The sequence below is a fragment of the Sporosarcina sp. P1 genome, from assembly GCF_002743155.1.
GTDB lineage: Bacteria > Bacillota > Bacilli > Bacillales_A > Planococcaceae > Sporosarcina > Sporosarcina ureae_B.
In genome coordinates, this window is the sequence record NZ_PDYS01000001.1 from 1 (window position 1) to 16,689 (window position 16,689).

Consider the following 16,689-nt stretch of genomic DNA (forward strand, 5'->3'; position numbering starts at 1 on the left):
GCTCAAGCCACGCCCCTCGGAAAGCGTGCCTTTCGGAGTGCAAGGAAACGGGGTGAGATAGTTATGTCTCAGTCTCTTCTCTATTTATTTTTTGTTATAGGCTGCTATCGTGACACTATTTAAGAAGTTCTTGCAGATTCTATAAGTGACTTGTTGTTTCTTGCCCAGTATAAAGCGAGAATAAAGCAAAGTAGGAGAATGATTGTGCCGACTATATAGGGTGATTCCATATTCATATCGAATATGTATCCCGCTGTAGCTGGACCGATCATATTTCCGAGGCTCATGTAGGCATTCATCATCCCAGCTGCGTACCCTTGCTCTTTACCGGCTAGTTTCGAGACTAAGGTGTTGACTGCTGGTCGCAACAATGAAGTAGCAGTTGAGAAAATCGTTGCTACCAATAGAATAGTGAAGAATGTGTTGACGAATAAAATACCTAACATAGCGAAAGCAGCTATGACTAAATTGATGAGAATGACACGCATTTCACCAAAACGTTTGAACAAACGATCGATGACAAATGTCTGGATGATGACCCCGACAAATCCGCCAACCGTAATGATGACTGCGATTTGGGAAGGTGTGTAATTGTATTTTTGATCTACATACAACGAAATGGTTGATTGGAAATTAGCTAATCCAAAAGAAAATACAAACATGACAATCAGCATGACGAAATACGACGTTTGCGTAGATCTACGCATTTGCTGAAAGATGTTTTCATTCGTTGCAGCACCTTGCAATACGGGCTTAGGGTTAGGTAGCAGTAATAAAGATACAACCGCTGCTACCATGGATGCCGCTGCTGCAAAGTAGAAAGGGAAGTATAAGCTGATATTAGAGAGAAAACCGCCAATTCCGGGACCTATCATAAAACCTAAAGACATCGAAGCGCCAAGTAATCCCATTCCGCGACCGCGGTTTTTCGGGGATGTAATATCCGCCACAAATGCCATAGTAGGTGGAATAATAAAGGCGGCACCGAAGCCGGAAAAGAATCGTGCGAGATAGAGCATCCATAGTTCAGTTGATAAACTAAAAGCTAATTGAGAAAATCCGTAAATAATCAAGCCGAAAACAATAATGCTTTTTCTGCCGTATTTATCTGAGAGATTTCCTGCAATAGGAGAAAAAATAAATTGTGCAAAAGAGAACATGGCAATCAATAGTCCGAGTGCGCGTCCTGCAACTCCAAAAGTACCTAGGAATTCGGGCATTATGGGGATGATCAAGCCGACACCAGCCATAGCGATGAACATATTGAACATTAAAATATAAAGTGCGATTTGTGTAGATAGTTTGTTCATTCGGCAACTCGCTTTCCAAAAAACTTTTTACTAATCGTATCATAAAAAAATCGACAATGTTTGTATTGTGTTTGCTACGGAGTGTTTTGAGGAAAAGGGATATGAAAAAACGACTCCCTTAAAGCAAGAGTCGTTGGTACAATTAATCTTCTTTTTTCATTTCATCTAGTACACGATTCACACGTTTTTCAAGCATTTTCATACCACTACCGCCCGCTTGGAAGTGACGTAATGCACCATCTTTGTCAAAGACATAGTAGGCAGGGACGTATTGGTTTTCAAATGCATCGTTCAACTTCAATTCGCTATCAACGAAAATCGGTTGTGTAATATCATGCTCAGCTGCTACTTCCTTGATTTGTTCCAAATCGACATCATCTTCTGAACGAGGCATATGTACAGCCACAACATTCAGTTCATCTTTGTATCGATCTCTGAAATTGTTTACATCCGGCATCGCTTCTTTGCACATATGACAACTAACAGACCAGAAGTGTACAAGTGTCGGTTTTTCTCCAACAAGTTCCGATTTGGAAGTTTCACCATTCAACCAAGTTGTAGCACCTTGAAGTTCAGGCATTTGTTCACGTAATTTCATCAAGAATTCCTCCTAGCTAAGTGGGTGTATATAGTAGTTGATAAAAAAATCCCCACGATTAGTGTAACGCGTGGGGATGGTTGTCCAAAAATTAAAGAGTTTTTTGACCTGGACGCCAGTTTGCTGGGCAAAGACCGCCAGTTTGTAGTGCTTGTAGTACACGAAGAGTTTCGTCCACGTCACGACCGATATTGTTGTGGAATACTGTCTGATATTGAAGTTCGCCTTCAGGATTGATGATGTAAAGGCCGCGCAATGCAATACCTTCTTCTTCGATCAATACACCGTAGTCGCGTGAAACAGAATGGTTAGTATCCGCTGCAAGTGGGTATTTTAGTTGTTCAAGACCATTGTCTTTACGATCCGTGTTGATCCAAGCTAGGTGAGTGTGGATAGTATCAGTAGAAACACCGATTACTTCTGCATCCAAGTCTTCGAACTCATCGTAACGATCCGACATTGCAGTGATTTCTGTTGGACATACAAAAGTGAAGTCCATTGGATAGAAGAAAAGAACTGTCCATTTGTCGTTTTTAATGTTCTCTTGTAAACTAACTTTACCAAAAGATTTGTCAGCTAGTACTGCCTCCATTGTAAAATCTGGAGCTTGTTTACCTACCATACGTTCAGCCATTATATAAAACCTCCAATTAGTCTTTTGTACAACCACATGACTGTGTTGCACAATTCTTATCTAGAATAACAAAGTTTCAAGTTAAATTCAATTAGAATGACTCGAAGATAATAATAATTATTATAAAGAGCGATAAACTTCATATATTTAGGATTTGAGCATCTGATTACTCAAAGTCTTGTTTACAGTCAGAAGGTTTCATAGGGCGTGTTTGGCATGTTTTACAATTAGGATCACATATCAATTCTCGCCATTCATCACAATCTTTGCAGTACCGTGCGTCAAATTCATCGCTATAATGTAATGGTTCCATGCATTCTACGCAATGAGAAGCCATCTCTTTCCACGTTCGTATTTTCTTATTTTGTACTAGAAAAATTCCTTCTAGATGATTTTCTCTTGTTGCGGGCTCGACTTTTCGATTCCGCTTGTCATCAGAGTCCAGATAAAAAAATAAATGGTCTTCCAACTGAATCCCTCCTCAATATATGGTTTCATTCTACTATGTCATTTGCGAAAAAACAATTTTCATGACTATTTTCCTGTGGGCTGTTTTGTTATTCGACATAAAATGATAGTTGATTTCATTATCATTTTGGGTATAATGAGTAAGTTTACAACTATTCATTTATTATAAGAAATAATATGGTATGCAAGGAGGAAACCTATTGACTACTGAACCGATTATTCGTTTTGAGAATGTTACAAAACGCTATAATGAATCTACAACTGTCCTCGATCGTGTTTCATTTGAAATGGAACGCGGTAAGTTTTATACATTACTTGGACCTTCGGGCTGTGGAAAAACGACTATTTTACGTTTGATCGCTGGTTTTACGGAAGCGACGGATGGATCGATCTTCTTCAATGGAAGGAAGATCAACTCTGTACCCGCAAATGAACGTCAAGTGAACACGGTATTTCAAGATTACGCATTGTTTCCTCATTTGAATGTGTATGAAAATGTTGCATTTGGTTTACGCATTAAAAAAGTGAAAAAAAATGAAGTGGATCGCCGAGTAAAAGAAGCGTTGAAGTTCGTGAATTTAGAGGGATACGAATCCCGTGAAATAACTGAAATGTCCGGCGGGCAGCGTCAGCGCGTTGCGATTGCTAGAGCGATCATCAATGATCCTGAAGTGATTTTACTAGACGAGCCATTGTCGGCGTTAGATTTGAAATTACGTTCTGAAATGCAATATGAATTGCGAGAGCTCCAGCAGCGTCTTGGCAAAACATTTGTTTTTGTTACGCATGACCAGGAAGAAGCACTTGCGATGTCCGATGAAATTTTCGTTATGAATAACGGTGAAATTCAACAGTCGGGGACACCGATTGATATTTACGATGAGCCCATTAACCGTTTTGTAGCAGACTTTATTGGCGAATCGAATATAGTAACAGGGAGAATCATTGAAGATTATCTAGTGGAATTTACTGGCAAACAATTTCCATGTGTAGATGGTGGATTCTATCCTAATGAAAAAGTGGATATCGTCATTCGTCCTGAGGATTTGGAAATGACAACCGTCGAAAAAGGAAGGTTAACTGTCACTGTAGATACGCAATTATTCCGGGGAGTACACTATGAACTATCAACGTATGACTCTGACGGTAATGAGTGGCTAGTCCATTCAACTAAACCAGCGGATGTAGGGACGTTAATCGGTTTGGATTTTGAACCGGCAGACATTCATGTTATGCGTCTGAATGAATCTGAAGCGGACTTTGATGCACGTCTGGAATCGTTTGGAGTGGCGGAAGATGAGGAATAAAAACCCGTTACGTTTTATATATGCCACACCGTATGCAGCGTGGTTATTATTATTTGTGCTAGCACCGATTGCTGTCATTGTGTATTACTCGTTTTTTGATTTATCGGGTCATTTAACGTTGGCTAACTATCGAAACTTCTTTTCATCGATCTATTTCAAATTAACAATGAGTTCGTTTTGGTATGCATTTCTCATAACTTTTTTTGCTTTATTGATATCCTATCCGACAGCCTACTTCTTAACTAAGACGAAGCATAAGCAGTTATGGTTATTACTCATTATCATACCTTCGTGGATTAATTTATTGTTGAAGACCTATGCATTTATTGGGTTGATGGGGATTTATGGACCCATTAATGCCTTTTTGGAAACTGTCGGTATAGGCAGTCAGCAAATATTATTCACCGATTTTAGTTTCGTGTTTGTTTCCGTGTATATATTTATTCCATTTATGATATTGCCTATTTTTAACTCTTTGGATAAAATTAATCCTACTTTATTGGATGCATCCAAGGATTTAGGGGCGAATGCATGGGTAACATTTAAACGAGTGATTTGGCCAATGACTACGGATGGTGTGAAATCAGGTATACAAGTTGTATTCATACCGGCCTTATCCCTATTCATGATTACTCGTTTAATTGCTGGTAATAAAGTAATTACACTTGGAACCGCGATCGAGCAACAATTCCTCGTTACACAAAACTGGGGAATGGGTTCCACGATTGCTGTCTTTCTAATCATTTTCATGTTCTTAATTATGGTACTGACGTCTGGAAAAAAAGGGGGCATCATTAAATGAAGAAACTGGGGATCTTGCCGAAAGTTTATTTGGCAGCAGTCTTTGTAATTTTATATGCTCCTATTTTTTATCTCATATATTATTCATTTAATTCCGGAGACGGGATGTCGAATTTCGAATCATTTACTTTAGATCACTATCAAGCGGTATTTCAAGATACGCGACTTCTAATCATTGTCTTGAATACGGTCATTATCGCATTATTATCCGCCTTACTATCCACTACAATCGGCGTGATGGGTGCACTTACCATTTACTTCATGAAAAATAAATCTGCGCGTCAGACCGTATTATCTCTGAACAATATATTGATTGTCAGTCCTGATGTAATTATCGGTGCATCTTTCTTAATCTTATTCACGCTGATCGGTGTGAAATTGGGCTTTGCTTCAGTGCTCATTTCCCATATCGCTTTTAGTATACCGATCGTCGTCATTATGGTGTTGCCCAAGTTGCTAGAAATGAGTACTACGTTAATAGATGCAGCGCGGGATTTAGGAGCTTCACGTAAAGATATACTGACGCGTGTTATATTGCCCTATATCAAGCCGGGAATTTTCGCAGGGTTCTTTCTTGCGTTAACGTATTCATTGGATGATTTTGCAGTTACTTTTTTCGTAACAGGAAATGGATTCTCGACATTGTCCGTGGAAATTTACTCCATGGCACGCACAGGAATCACGTTAACAATCAATGCGCTATCCGGATTGATTTTCTTACTCACAATAATTCTAGTACTGGGTTATTATATTATCGGTAATAAAGCAAAATCACCTCAGGGGGTGAAAAAATGAAAGGATTAATAAGTAGTGCATTTGTAATTTTACTCGTTTCTGGTCTCCTGTTGTTTGCCAATTATCAGCTCGAGCATAAAGCGGGGAGTGCGGGTAAAGATACGATTACGGTATACAACTGGGGCGAATATATTGACCCGGATCTTCTGAAGCAATTTGAGGAACAAGAAGGCATCAAAGTGATTTATGAAACATTTGATTCCAATGAAGGAATGATGGGGAAAATCGAACAAGGGGGAACTGCTTACGATGTGACAGTCCCGTCTGAATATGCAGTGCAGATGATGGAAGAGAAGGATCTTTTACTGCCATTGAATTTCTCGAAAATTCCGAACGTTCAACACATCGATCCATACTTCATGAATTTGCCGTTTGATCCAGACAATCAATATTCGATTCCGTATTTCTGGGGAACTGTAGGTATCGCATATAATGCATCCTTATTGGAAGGTCAGACGTTTGAGAGTTGGGAAAGTTTATGGGATGCTTCATTGCGACAGAAGCTCATTTTAGTAGATAGTGCGCGTGAAGTGATCGGAATATCATTGAATTCACTCGGCTACTCATTGAACTCAACTAGTTTGCAGGAACTAAAACAGGCAACAGACAAGCTGGAAACGATGGGTCCGAATGTTAAAGCGGTTATAGGTGATGAAGTTACCCAACTCATGATCAATAACGAAGCATCCGTTGCGCTCACGTGGTCTGGCCAGGCGGCAGATATGATCTCTGAAAACGACGACATTAATTATATCGTGCCAAGTGAAGGTTCGAACTTATGGTTTGATAATATTGTCATCCCGAAAACCTCTACGAATGTTGAAGGTGCATATAAATTTATTAATTTCATGCTTGATCCTGAAGTGGCAGCGCAAAACGCAGAATACGTGGGGTATTCTACACCGAATACTGCAGCATTGTCATTTATGGATGAAGATATTACAAGTGATGAACGATTTTACCCTGATGAAGAGGCGAGGAAAAACCTTGAAGTGTATGAAAATTTAGGTTTAGAAACACTTGGAGTGTATAATGAGTTATTCCTGAAATTTAAAATGGGATTGCGATAAGACATGTGACTATTCGCAATGGCGAGGAGTAATGAGATGAAAAAGGAATTTGTAGTAATTGGTTTAGGTCGTTTTGGTGGCAGTATCGTTAAAGAACTAATTGAACTGGAAGCTGATGTTATGGCGATCGATAAGTCACAAGAACGCGTGGAGGAATTTGCGAATATTGCCACGCAAGCTGTAGCTGTCGATACGACCGACGAAGCGGCATTGCGTTCATTAGGCATACGGAATTTCGAACATGTGGTGATCGCAATAGGAGAAAATATACAAGCGAGTATTTTGACTACGCTGATTTTGAAAGAAATCGGTGTACAACGTATTACTGTGAAAGCGCAAAATGACTATCATGAAAAAGTATTGCGAAAAATTGGAGCGGACCAAGTCGTTCACCCTGAGCGAGATATGGGGAAGCGTATTGCAAATAACTTGGTCTCAAACAATATTTTGGATTATCTAGAGTTATCCGACGAATACTCGATCGTGGAGATTCAAGCTAATAATCACATCGCAGGTTCTTCGCTGATCGATTTAGACATTCGTGCCAAGTACGGTGTGAATATTGTAGCGATCAAGCGTGGCACACATATACTAGTTTCTCCGCAAGCGATTGAGCAAATAGAAGTTAATGATGTGTTGATTGTGATTGGTTCTGATCTGGATATTCATCGGTTTGAACGGAGAGCATTGCATTAATGAATAGAAAGTGGAAGAAGAAGAGAACGTCGATCAACTAGTGTTGTTTTTCAACTTGGAACATCTAGTAAATGGTTAAAAGATATTATAAAAAATCCAAATAAAAAACTGAAGGCAACCCCTGATTTATCGGAGTTGCCCTCAGTTTGGAGCAAGTGCTAAAGTGCACTTGCTTTTTTTGTATGTTTTTTTAGAGTTCCATAATTACAGGAAGGATCATCGGTTTACGTTTCGTTTTTTCGTATAAATACGGAACGAGTGTATCGATGATGTCGCCTTTTAGGTTGTTGATGGAATCAGGTTTAGCAGCCAGTTTGCGCTGTAATGTTTTCGAAAGCATATATTGTGCTTCGTTTATCATAGCGCCAGATTCCCGCATATAGACGAATCCGCGTGAGATCAGGTCGGGACCAGATACTAAGCGGTTCTTTTTGGTGTCGATGGTTGCTACAACGATGACCAGACCATCTTCAGAGAGAATTCGTCTGTCACGTAGTACAACGTTACCGATATCGCCGATGCCGCTTCCGTCGATGTAAACATCGCCTGACGGTACACGTCCAGCAAGTCTTGCGGTTGAGTCAGTGAGTGCAAGTACATCACCGTTACCCATAATGAAAATGTTATCAGGTTCGACATCACAGTCTACAGCAAGTTGAGAGTGCATATTCATCATGCGATATTCCCCGTGGATTGGCATGAAGTATTTAGGTTTGATTAAACGCAACATAAGCTTTTGCTCTTCCTGTGACCCGTGACCGGACGTGTGGATGTTGTTTAAAGGACCATGAATAACTTCTGCACCTGCACGGAACAATGAATTAATCGCTTTGTTCACGCTAAGTGTATTTCCTGGAATAGGTGAAGATGAGAAAATAACGGTATCGCCAGGTTGGATTTGAACTTGTCTATGCGTACCGTTTGCGATACGAGATAGTGCAGCCATCGGTTCACCTTGGCTACCCGTACATAAAATCATCACTTTATTAGCTGGAAGTCGGTTGAGTGATTGGGCATCTACGAATAAATCTTTTGGAGCGTCAATATAACCGAGTTCGCGACCGATAGTAATTGCATTATCCATACTACGACCGAAGACAGCGATTTTACGGCCAAATATCTGCGCCGATTCAATCACTTGTTGCAATCTGTGGATATTCGAAGCGAATGTAGCGAAAATAATCCGACCATCTACAGTACGGAAAATATCGTTCAGGCTTTCTCCAACTTTACGTTCCGACATCGTGAAGTTAGGTACTTCTGCGTTTGTACTGTCTGATAATAAACAAAGGACACCTTCACTACCGATTTTCGCCATCTTATGCAAGTTAGCAGGTTCACCGACAGGCGTAAAGTCGAACTTAAAGTCACCTGTATGGACGATGTTACCCGATGGAGTTTTGACCACTACACCGAATGCATCAGGAATACTGTGCGTAGTTCTGAAGAAGGACACTGCAGTTTTACGGAATTTGATAAAATCATCTTCTTCAATTTCATGAATTTCCGTAGTGCGCAATAATCCGTGTTCTTCCAACTTATTGCGAAGTAAACCAATTGCTAGTTTACCGCCATAGACGGGAACGTTCACTTTGCGTAATAGATAGGGAATTCCACCGATATGATCTTCGTGACCATGTGTGATGAAAAGTCCTTTAATTTTATCGATATTGCGTTCGAGGTAAGTGTAATCTGGAATTACATAGTCAATACCTAGCAATTCGTCTTCAGGAAACTTGATTCCAGCATCAATAATGATGATTTCATCTTGGAATTGTACACAATACGTATTTTTACCGATTTCACCTAGTCCGCCTAGGGCAAAAACGGCTGTTTCATTGTTTTTAATAGATTTCATTGATTAGACCTGCTCAACGCGAAAGTCTGGGGAGGCTTGTTCGTATGTTAAATGCTCGCCCTCCAGCTTTTGTACGTATTCAATCATCAGATCGCGACCTTTTAATTGATCACGGACTTCTTTTTCTGTTTCAGCTTCTACATACAAGCTGAGTGTGTTCTCGCGGACTGGAACTTCTTGTACGTTTAAATGGTAATATACTTTGAAAATCATGTTTAACTCTCCTTTTTACGTTCCTAATAATACATATCATCAATAATAGCATGCAATTTCCCTAAAATAAAGAAAAGCCCACCAATTTAGTTGGCGGGCGTAAAAGTCTAAGCAATTGTCTTTTTACCGAGCAGGCCATTAAGTCGTCTTAGCAGTTTGCGTTTTAGACGTTTATACATGGCATCATCACTCCTTGACAAGACTATAACAGAAAAACTCCTGTCTGTCAAGTATAAGAGCTTTACTCTCTATCGAATGCTATGGCACCGGCAATCTCCTTGTAAGGGGCATTTTTGTCGATATGATCATAGAACATAATGCCATTCAAATGATCAAGTTCATGTTGGAACGCAATGGCGGGCAATCCTTTTAAACGTTTCTTGATTACGTTACCTTCCTTATCGAAAGCTTTTACGGTAATTCTTGCGTAACGCGGAACATACCCAGGCACTTCACGATCTACCGATAAACAGCCTTCACCGTTCTCTATATATGTTTTTTCTACGGAATGGCTAATGATCTTAGGGTTAATCGCTATAAAGTCTTCCAGTAGAACCTCGCCGTCAGGAATATGCAGGGCGAAAATTCTTTTGGATGCATTCACTTGTGGTGCAGCCAATCCGATGCCCGAACGTAAACCGTATTTTTTTGCCAACTCATCATGTTGGCTATTGACTACATACTCCAACAGATCATCGCATAATTGACGGTCTTCGTTACTTAAAGGAAAGCTCACCTCTTTTGCTTTTAGGCGCAACGTCGGGTGACCCTCTCGGATAATATCATTCATTAAAATCATTTCTACTCTTCCTCTCGGATATATTAGGTATAGTACAATCTGCAATAAACTGGTAACAGACGTGCATTAAGGGATATAATCGTAAAAAACAATTTCCTCTTATACAGTATAGACGAATGATAAAAATGGTGAAAGAAAAAAGTATATAAAGCATCAGGAGGGTAATTAATGAAGAAAGTAATTTGTTTATTGTTCATATTCCTTCTACTAACTGGTTGTTCCAAAGAGTCTGAAGTAACTCAACAACTTACAGATTTACTTGTGGCTGTGAATGAAAAAGAAAAACAAGGGAACAACTTTGGGATGAAGTTACTTGAGAAAGAACAGAAAGAACAAGTCTTATTTGTTGAGACCATGGAACTGACTCAACAGCAATATCAAGAAGTGAAGCAGCGTGTGGTTGCGATGAAGAAGTCTGCACATGAACGGGCTCTGCTAGTAGAAAAAGAGGAAAATTCTTTACGCGAATCGAAGAAAGAGATAGACCGTATGTCTGAATGGATGGAGCAGATGGATTTACATGATCAATTAGGTGTAGTAATTGAAACACTTTATGAACGTTCGGATATACATGAGACGTTCATCATGCAGTATAAAAAGTTGATAGATAGTCAGACGCAATTATATACGCAAATTGAAGATCACTCTATCCGTGAGCATGAACTTCAAAAACAAGTCAATGAAGTAAACGAGTTAATCACTTCCAGTCAACAATCACTTATAGAATTTAATGAAGCGACTAGGGAAGTAAACAGATTAGCTGCTCGTGCTTTGAAAAGTTTAGAAACACATTAAAAAGGAAATGTAAAGTATGGAGTAAATACTATTAAAAGGAACAAGTAGTACGCCATAATCGATTGTTGGAGCAGATCAAGAATGAGAATGAGGCTGTAATCTGAGTTGCTGTATGGATATCTAATGATGAATTTTAAGGCTGCGGAATGCTGAGTGTCAGTTAAGAAAAAACGCATCTGTACCAATACAGAATGGATATTGTGTTAGTACAGTATGTTTTTAGAAAAATATAAAAAAGACTAAGAAGTCTTTGATTACAATGGTTGACCAAGTGCTCAGTTTTGCGTATACTAATATTTATAAGAAGTTGTATTAACTTTATTTGAAATCGATATAATACAGATATGAAGGAGAGATCAAGATATGGTAGCTAAAAAAGGTAATCAGTATGATCCTGTGAAAGCGCTTCAACTGATTGAAAGTCAATTTGATATGGTACAAATATTGAATGAAGAAGGAAAGATCGTAGACAAGGACTTGGATCCGAAACTTCCCGATGAAGAATTAGTGGAATTGATGAATCGCATGGTTTATACACGTATCCTTGACCAACGATCCATTTCTTTAAATAGACAAGGACGTCTCGGATTTTATGCTCCTACGGCAGGACAAGAAGCTTCCCAGTTAGCTTCTCAATATGTGTTGGAAAAAGATGATTTCATTCTCCCTGGATATCGTGACGTTCCTCAGTTATTATTCCATGGTTGGCCATTGCATATGGCATTTCTATGGTCAAGAGGGCATTATGCAGGAAGTGTGATTCCTGATGGGCTTAATATTTTCCCACCCCAAATCATCATTGGTGCACAATATGTCCAGGCTGCTGGTGTAGGTCTAGGCTTTAAGAAAAAAGGGCAAAAATCAGTTGTCATTACGTACACAGGTGATGGCGGAACATCACAAGGTGATTTCTACGAAGGATTGAACTTTGCAGGGGCATATAAAGTACCTGCTATCTTCGTCATTCAGAATAACCAATATGCGATTTCCACACATCGTGATGTACAGACAGCAGCAAAAACACTCGCTCAAAAGGGTGTAGCGGCAGGCGTGCCAAGTGTACTGGTAGATGGAATGGATCCATTGGCAGTATATGTGGCAACACGTGATGCAAGAGAACGTGCAGTCAATGGAGATGGACCAACGTTGATCGAAACAATGTGTTACCGTTATGGACCTCATACGATGGCTGGTGATGATCCGACACGATACCGTACATCGGATATTGATAATGAATGGGAAAAACGTGACCCGATCGTGCGTTTTAGAACATATTTGGAAGCCAAAGGTATTTGGTCTAAAGAACAAGAGGAAAAAGTAATTGAACGTGCGAAAGAAGAAATTAAAGAAGCTATCAAAAAAGCAGATGGACAGCCTAAACAAAAAGCGACAGACTTTATGAAGATTATGTATAAAGGCGAAATGCCATTTAACTTACAAGAACAATTAGATGCGTATGCTGGAAAGGAGTCGAAATAATCCATGGCAGAATTAACAATGATTCAAGCGATTACAGATGCGCTTCGTACTGAGCTGAAAACGGATGAAAATGTATTGCTATTCGGTGAAGACGTAGGCGCAAATGGAGGTGTCTTCCGTGCGACGGAAGGCCTTCATAAAGAGTTCGGTGAGGAGCGCGTATTTGATACGCCGCTAGCTGAATCTGGTATTGGTGGATTGGCAATTGGCCTAGCACTTACTGGTTTTCGTCCTATTATGGAAATTCAATTCTTCGGTTTTCTATTTGAAGTAATGGATTCAGTGAGTGGACAAATTGCGAGAATGAGCTTTAGAACAGGTGGCCATTTCAATGCACCGATTACGATACGTGCTCCATTTGGTGGCGGTGTAGCCACTCCAGAAATGCACGCAGACAGCTTAGAAGGTCTAGTGGCATCACAACCTGGTTTAACAGTGGTTATCCCATCTACTCCGTACGATGCAAAAGGATTACTTATATCTGCAATCAAGAGTGATGATCCCGTAATTTTCTTGGAGCATATGAAACTATATCGCTCATTCAGACAAGAAGTTCCTGAAGAAGAATATACTATTCCTTTAGGAAAAGCTGATATTAAGCGTGAAGGTAAAGATTTGACGATTGTCACATATGGTGCAATGGTGCAGGAAAGCTTAAAAGCTGCTGAAGCGCTTGAAAAAGAAAATTACTCAGTGGAAGTCATCGATTTACGTACGATTCAGCCTATTGATATAGAAACAATCATTCAATCCGTTGAAAAAACAAATCGCGCAATCGTCGTACAAGAAGCTCAGCGGCAAGCGGGAATTGCTGCTAACGTTGTAGCTGAAATTACTGAACGCGCTATTTTGAGCCTAGAAGCTCCAGTGCTGCGCGTGACGGCACCAGACACGGTATATCCGTTTGCGGCAGGCGAAAACACTTGGTTGCCTAATGCCAAAGACATTGCAGCGAAAGCAAGAGAAGTTCTTACATTTTAAATACTAGTCGGACAATCCAGGAAGGGTGAATTACGTGACTTATGAATTTCGATTACCAGACATTGGTGAAGGTATACACGAAGGGGAGATCGTCAAGTGGTTCGTAAAACCAGGCGATGAAATCCAAGAAGATGATACATTACTAGAAGTACAAAATGATAAATCCGTAGTAGAAATTCCATCACCTGTATCAGGTACAGTAGAAGAAATTTATGTTACTGAAGGTACTGTAGCAGTTGTTGGTGATAAATTAGTGCGTTTTGATGCACCGGATCATGGTATTCCAGATCATGAAGACGATGAAGAAGGTACGGACTCTTCTAATGAAGAAGCGAGTGCAGAAAAGTCTCATGAACAAGTAGGGGAAGCACTTGGTAGCGTAGATTCCAAGAAACCTGAACAAGCATCTGGAGAACAACAATCGGCAGAACCGCAAAAACAACAAACTACCAAGACAACTACTAGTGAAGTCGATGAAAATCGCCGAGTAATCGCAATGCCATCTGTTCGTAAATATGCACGAGAACACGATGTAGCGATAGCGCAAGTTGCAGGGAGTGGAAAAAACGGCCGTGTAGTAAAAGAAGATATAGATTCATTTAAAGCGGGAGGTCAACAACCATCTGTTGAAGAAAAGGCCCAATCCCAGCAAGACGCGGCAACGCCTGGTACTCCAGAGAAGCAAGCGCCTATCTTTGAAGGTGAATTCCCAGAGACTCGTGAGAAAATGTCTCCTGTGCGGAAAGCCATCTCAAAAGCAATGTCAAATTCAAAACACACAGCGGCACATGTTACATTGTTAGATGAAGTGGATGTTACTGCACTAGTTGCACATCGAAAAGAATTCAAAGCAATTGCGGCGGAGAAAGATGTTAAGTTAACGTATCTTCCGTATGTAGTAAAAGCGCTTGTAGCAACATTGCGTGAGTTCCCTCAACTGAACACGTCATTAGACGATGCAACAGAAGAATTAATTCAAAAACACTACTATAATATCGGAATTGCAGCAGATACAGATCGCGGTCTAATGGTACCCGTCGTTAAAAATGCTGATCGCAAGTCCATGTTTGCTATTTCAAATGAAGTGAATGAGCTTGCTGGAAAAGCGCGCGATGGAAAACTTCAAGCAGCAGAAATGAAAGGTGCATCATGTACGATCACGAACATTGGTTCTGCAGGTGGACAGTGGTTTACACCGATCATTAACCATCCAGAAGTAGCTATTTTAGGTATTGGAAGAATTTCTGAAAAACCTATTGTGAAAAATGGTGAAATTGTAGCGGCACCTATGTTAGCATTATCATTAGTATTTGATCACAGAGTGATTGATGGCGTAACGGGGCAATTAGCGTTAAACTATCTTAAGGAATTAATAAGTAATCCATCACTTTTATTAATGGAGGCGTAAAGCAATGGTAGTAGGAGATTTTCCAATTGAAGTTGACACACTTGTAGTAGGTTCAGGCCCAGGAGGATATGTGGCAGCAATACGCGCAGCTCAACTTGGTCAAAAAGTTACAATCGTAGAAAAAGATACAATCGGCGGCGTTTGTTTGAACGTTGGATGTATTCCTTCTAAAGCAATGATTTCTGTTGGACACCGCTTTGTGGATGCTCAGAATGCAGATGCTATGGGAATCACTGCGAAATCTGTCGAACTAGACTTTTCTAAAGCTATGAAGTTTAAGGAAAGTGTTGTGTCTAAGTTAACGGGCGGCGTATCCGGTTTGCTTAAAGGAAACAAAGTAGAAACTGTTGCAGGTGAAGCGTATTTCGTGGATGCGAACACTGTACGTGTGATGACAGACAACTCTGCTCAAACCTATAAATTCAACAACGTTATCATCGCAACGGGTGCACGCCCAGTTGAAATCCCTTCATTCAAATTTACAGACCGTGTAATCAATTCTACCGGTGCTCTAAGTTTGAAAGAATTACCGAAAAAGCTTGTCGTTGTCGGTGGCGGTTATATTGGTACAGAACTTGGATCTGCTTATGCTAATCTAGGATCTGAAGTAACCATTCTTGAGGGTGCGGATGATATCCTTGCTGGTTTCGAAAAACAAATGACGCAAATCGTTAAAAAAGGCTTGAAGAAAAAAGGCGTTGAAGTAGTTGTAAAAGCATCTGCTAAGGGCGTTGAAGAAACTAAAGATGGTGTCGTAGTAACTTACGAAGCTAAAGGTGAAGAAGTGAAAATTGAAGCGGACTACGTTCTTGTAACGGTGGGCCGTCGTCCGAATACAGATGAAATCGGTTTGGAAAGTCTTGGCTTGAACATGACGGACCGCGGTTTGATCGAAGTGGACAAGCAATGCCGTACAAATCTACCGAATGTATATGCAATCGGTGATATCGTAGCGGGACCTCAGCTTGCGCACAAAGCTTCTTACGAGGCAAAAGTTGCAGCAGAAGCTATTGCTGGAGAAAAATCTGAAGTAGATTATATGGCGATTCCAGCTGTATGCTTCACAGATCCTGAACTAGCAACTGTAGGCTTAAACGAAAAGCAAGCAAAAGATGAAGGATATGACGTAATAAGCGGTAAGTTCCCGTTTGCAGCAAACGGCCGTGCTCTTTCATTGGATGCTACAGAAGGTTTCGTGAAGCTTGTAGGCCGCAAAGAAGACGGCTTATTACTTGGCGCTCAAATCGTTGGGGAAAATGCTTCTGACATGATTGCAGAACTTGGTCTAGCGATTGAAGCAGGTATGACACTTGAAGATATTTCTATGACGATTCATGCTCACCCTACATTAGGCGAGATTTCCATGGAAGCAGCGGAAGTTGCCCTTGGTAAGCCAATTCACATGATGACGAAATAAAACAGCTAGAATTGAACAGCCCATGGGGATTTTTTCTCATGGGCCTTTTTACATTATGGA

At 40.2% G+C, this 16,689-nt stretch carries 16 protein-coding genes; 10 read left to right on the plus strand and 6 right to left on the minus strand.

Going from position 1 to position 16,689, the window contains the following annotated elements; genetic code table 11:
- Positions 1–119 precede the first annotated feature (119 nt).
- The 3 genes from CSV73_RS00005 to CSV73_RS00015 all read right to left on the minus strand — a co-directional run bounded on the left by CSV73_RS00005 (position 120) and on the right by CSV73_RS00015 (position 2,542).
- The gene (locus CSV73_RS00005; protein ID WP_085133102.1) at positions 120–1,310 is read right to left on the minus strand and encodes an MFS transporter; all 1,191 of its coding nucleotides are present in this window, start codon (positions 1,308–1,310) and stop codon (positions 120–122) included.
- A gap of 142 nt (positions 1,311–1,452) precedes the next feature.
- Positions 1,453–1,908, minus strand: coding sequence for a TlpA disulfide reductase family protein (locus CSV73_RS00010; protein WP_085133103.1), 456 nt, complete (start codon positions 1,906–1,908; stop codon positions 1,453–1,455).
- Positions 1,909–1,999: 91 nt separating this feature from the next.
- Positions 2,000–2,542, minus strand: coding sequence for a peroxiredoxin (locus CSV73_RS00015; RefSeq protein ID WP_085133104.1), 543 nt, complete (start codon positions 2,540–2,542; stop codon positions 2,000–2,002).
- Positions 2,543–3,210: 668 nt separating this feature from the next.
- On the opposite strand from CSV73_RS00015, the gene CSV73_RS00025 reads away from it, so the two are divergent.
- Genes CSV73_RS00025 through CSV73_RS00045 form a run of 5 tightly spaced genes read left to right on the plus strand, consistent with a single transcriptional unit; the run spans position 3,211 to position 7,679 of the window.
- Entirely contained in the window at positions 3,211–4,317 is a 1,107-nt protein-coding gene (locus CSV73_RS00025; RefSeq protein ID WP_099626310.1) for an ABC transporter ATP-binding protein, read from the plus strand.
- Positions 4,307–5,119 carry an ABC transporter permease gene (locus CSV73_RS00030; protein WP_085133107.1) on the plus strand — a complete coding sequence of 271 codons (813 nt, stop codon included), beginning with the start codon at positions 4,307–4,309 and terminating at the stop codon, positions 5,117–5,119. The genes CSV73_RS00025 and CSV73_RS00030 overlap by 11 nt, the downstream gene beginning before the upstream one ends.
- On the plus strand, positions 5,116–5,913 hold the full coding sequence (locus tag CSV73_RS00035; RefSeq protein ID WP_099626311.1) for an ABC transporter permease: 798 nt from the start codon (positions 5,116–5,118) through the stop codon (positions 5,911–5,913). Before CSV73_RS00030 ends, CSV73_RS00035 begins: the two co-directional genes overlap by 4 nt.
- Positions 5,910–6,983, plus strand: a complete 1,074-nt coding sequence (locus tag CSV73_RS00040) for an ABC transporter substrate-binding protein (protein ID WP_099626312.1) — start codon at positions 5,910–5,912, stop codon at positions 6,981–6,983. Before CSV73_RS00035 ends, CSV73_RS00040 begins: the two co-directional genes overlap by 4 nt.
- A 36-nt stretch (positions 6,984–7,019) precedes the next feature.
- A complete protein-coding gene (locus tag CSV73_RS00045) occupies positions 7,020–7,679 on the plus strand; it encodes a potassium channel family protein (RefSeq protein WP_085133110.1) in 660 nt (219 codons plus the stop codon).
- Positions 7,680–7,869: 190 nt separating this feature from the next.
- Here CSV73_RS00045 and rnjA read toward each other — a convergent pair whose 3' ends face one another.
- The 3 genes from rnjA to def all read right to left on the minus strand — a co-directional run bounded on the left by rnjA (position 7,870) and on the right by def (position 10,549).
- The gene (gene rnjA / locus CSV73_RS00050; RefSeq protein ID WP_099626313.1) at positions 7,870–9,537 is read right to left on the minus strand and encodes a ribonuclease J1; all 1,668 of its coding nucleotides are present in this window, start codon (positions 9,535–9,537) and stop codon (positions 7,870–7,872) included.
- Between the two features lie 3 nt (positions 9,538–9,540).
- Positions 9,541–9,750, minus strand: coding sequence for a DNA-dependent RNA polymerase subunit epsilon (locus tag CSV73_RS00055; protein WP_099626314.1), 210 nt, complete (start codon positions 9,748–9,750; stop codon positions 9,541–9,543).
- 241 nt (positions 9,751–9,991) lie between these two features.
- Positions 9,992–10,549: a peptide deformylase gene (gene def / locus CSV73_RS00060; protein WP_085133113.1), complete on the minus strand. Its 558-nt coding sequence runs from the start codon at positions 10,547–10,549 to the stop codon at positions 9,992–9,994.
- A gap of 168 nt (positions 10,550–10,717) precedes the next feature.
- Here def and CSV73_RS00065 point away from each other — a divergent pair, with 168 nt between their 5' ends.
- From CSV73_RS00065 to lpdA, 5 genes are all read left to right on the plus strand, one after another.
- Entirely contained in the window at positions 10,718–11,344 is a 627-nt protein-coding gene (locus CSV73_RS00065; protein ID WP_085133114.1) for a YkyA family protein, read from the plus strand.
- A 363-nt stretch (positions 11,345–11,707) separates the two neighbouring features.
- Positions 11,708–12,823 carry a pyruvate dehydrogenase (acetyl-transferring) E1 component subunit alpha gene (gene pdhA, locus CSV73_RS00070; protein WP_085133115.1) on the plus strand — a complete coding sequence of 372 codons (1,116 nt, stop codon included), beginning with the start codon at positions 11,708–11,710 and terminating at the stop codon, positions 12,821–12,823.
- Between the two features lie 3 nt (positions 12,824–12,826).
- Positions 12,827–13,804, plus strand: a complete 978-nt coding sequence (locus CSV73_RS00075) for an alpha-ketoacid dehydrogenase subunit beta (RefSeq protein ID WP_085133116.1) — start codon at positions 12,827–12,829, stop codon at positions 13,802–13,804.
- Positions 13,805–13,838: 34 nt separating this feature from the next.
- The gene (locus CSV73_RS00080) at positions 13,839–15,212 is read left to right on the plus strand and encodes a dihydrolipoamide acetyltransferase family protein (RefSeq protein WP_099626315.1); all 1,374 of its coding nucleotides are present in this window, start codon (positions 13,839–13,841) and stop codon (positions 15,210–15,212) included.
- A 4-nt stretch (positions 15,213–15,216) separates the two neighbouring features.
- Positions 15,217–16,629, plus strand: coding sequence for a dihydrolipoyl dehydrogenase (gene lpdA / locus CSV73_RS00085; protein WP_085133118.1), 1,413 nt, complete (start codon positions 15,217–15,219; stop codon positions 16,627–16,629).
- The last annotated feature ends 60 nt before the right edge of the window (positions 16,630–16,689 follow it).

What these genes read in the sequence shown, in the direction of transcription:
- CSV73_RS00045 (WP_085133110.1), top strand. Translation starts at nt 7,020, where the DNA reads ATGAAAAAGGAATTTGTAGTAATTGGTTTAGGTCGTTTTGGTGGCAGT.
- CSV73_RS00055 (WP_099626314.1), bottom strand. Translation starts at nt 9,750, where the DNA reads ATGATTTTCAAAGTATATTACCATTTAAACGTACAAGAAGTTCCAGTC.
- CSV73_RS00015 (WP_085133104.1), bottom strand. Translation starts at nt 2,542, where the DNA reads ATGGCTGAACGTATGGTAGGTAAACAAGCTCCAGATTTTACAATGGAG.
- lpdA (WP_085133118.1), top strand. Translation starts at nt 15,217, where the DNA reads ATGGTAGTAGGAGATTTTCCAATTGAAGTTGACACACTTGTAGTAGGT.
- pdhA (WP_085133115.1), top strand. Translation starts at nt 11,708, where the DNA reads ATGGTAGCTAAAAAAGGTAATCAGTATGATCCTGTGAAAGCGCTTCAA.
- CSV73_RS00075 (WP_085133116.1), top strand. Translation starts at nt 12,827, where the DNA reads ATGGCAGAATTAACAATGATTCAAGCGATTACAGATGCGCTTCGTACT.
- CSV73_RS00005 (WP_085133102.1), bottom strand. Translation starts at nt 1,310, where the DNA reads ATGAACAAACTATCTACACAAATCGCACTTTATATTTTAATGTTCAAT.
- def (WP_085133113.1), bottom strand. Translation starts at nt 10,549, where the DNA reads ATGATTTTAATGAATGATATTATCCGAGAGGGTCACCCGACGTTGCGC.
- CSV73_RS00030 (WP_085133107.1), top strand. Translation starts at nt 4,307, where the DNA reads ATGAGGAATAAAAACCCGTTACGTTTTATATATGCCACACCGTATGCA.
- CSV73_RS00040 (WP_099626312.1), top strand. Translation starts at nt 5,910, where the DNA reads ATGAAAGGATTAATAAGTAGTGCATTTGTAATTTTACTCGTTTCTGGT.
- rnjA (WP_099626313.1), bottom strand. Translation starts at nt 9,537, where the DNA reads ATGAAATCTATTAAAAACAATGAAACAGCCGTTTTTGCCCTAGGCGGA.
- CSV73_RS00035 (WP_099626311.1), top strand. Translation starts at nt 5,116, where the DNA reads ATGAAGAAACTGGGGATCTTGCCGAAAGTTTATTTGGCAGCAGTCTTT.
- CSV73_RS00065 (WP_085133114.1), top strand. Translation starts at nt 10,718, where the DNA reads ATGAAGAAAGTAATTTGTTTATTGTTCATATTCCTTCTACTAACTGGT.
- CSV73_RS00010 (WP_085133103.1), bottom strand. Translation starts at nt 1,908, where the DNA reads ATGAAATTACGTGAACAAATGCCTGAACTTCAAGGTGCTACAACTTGG.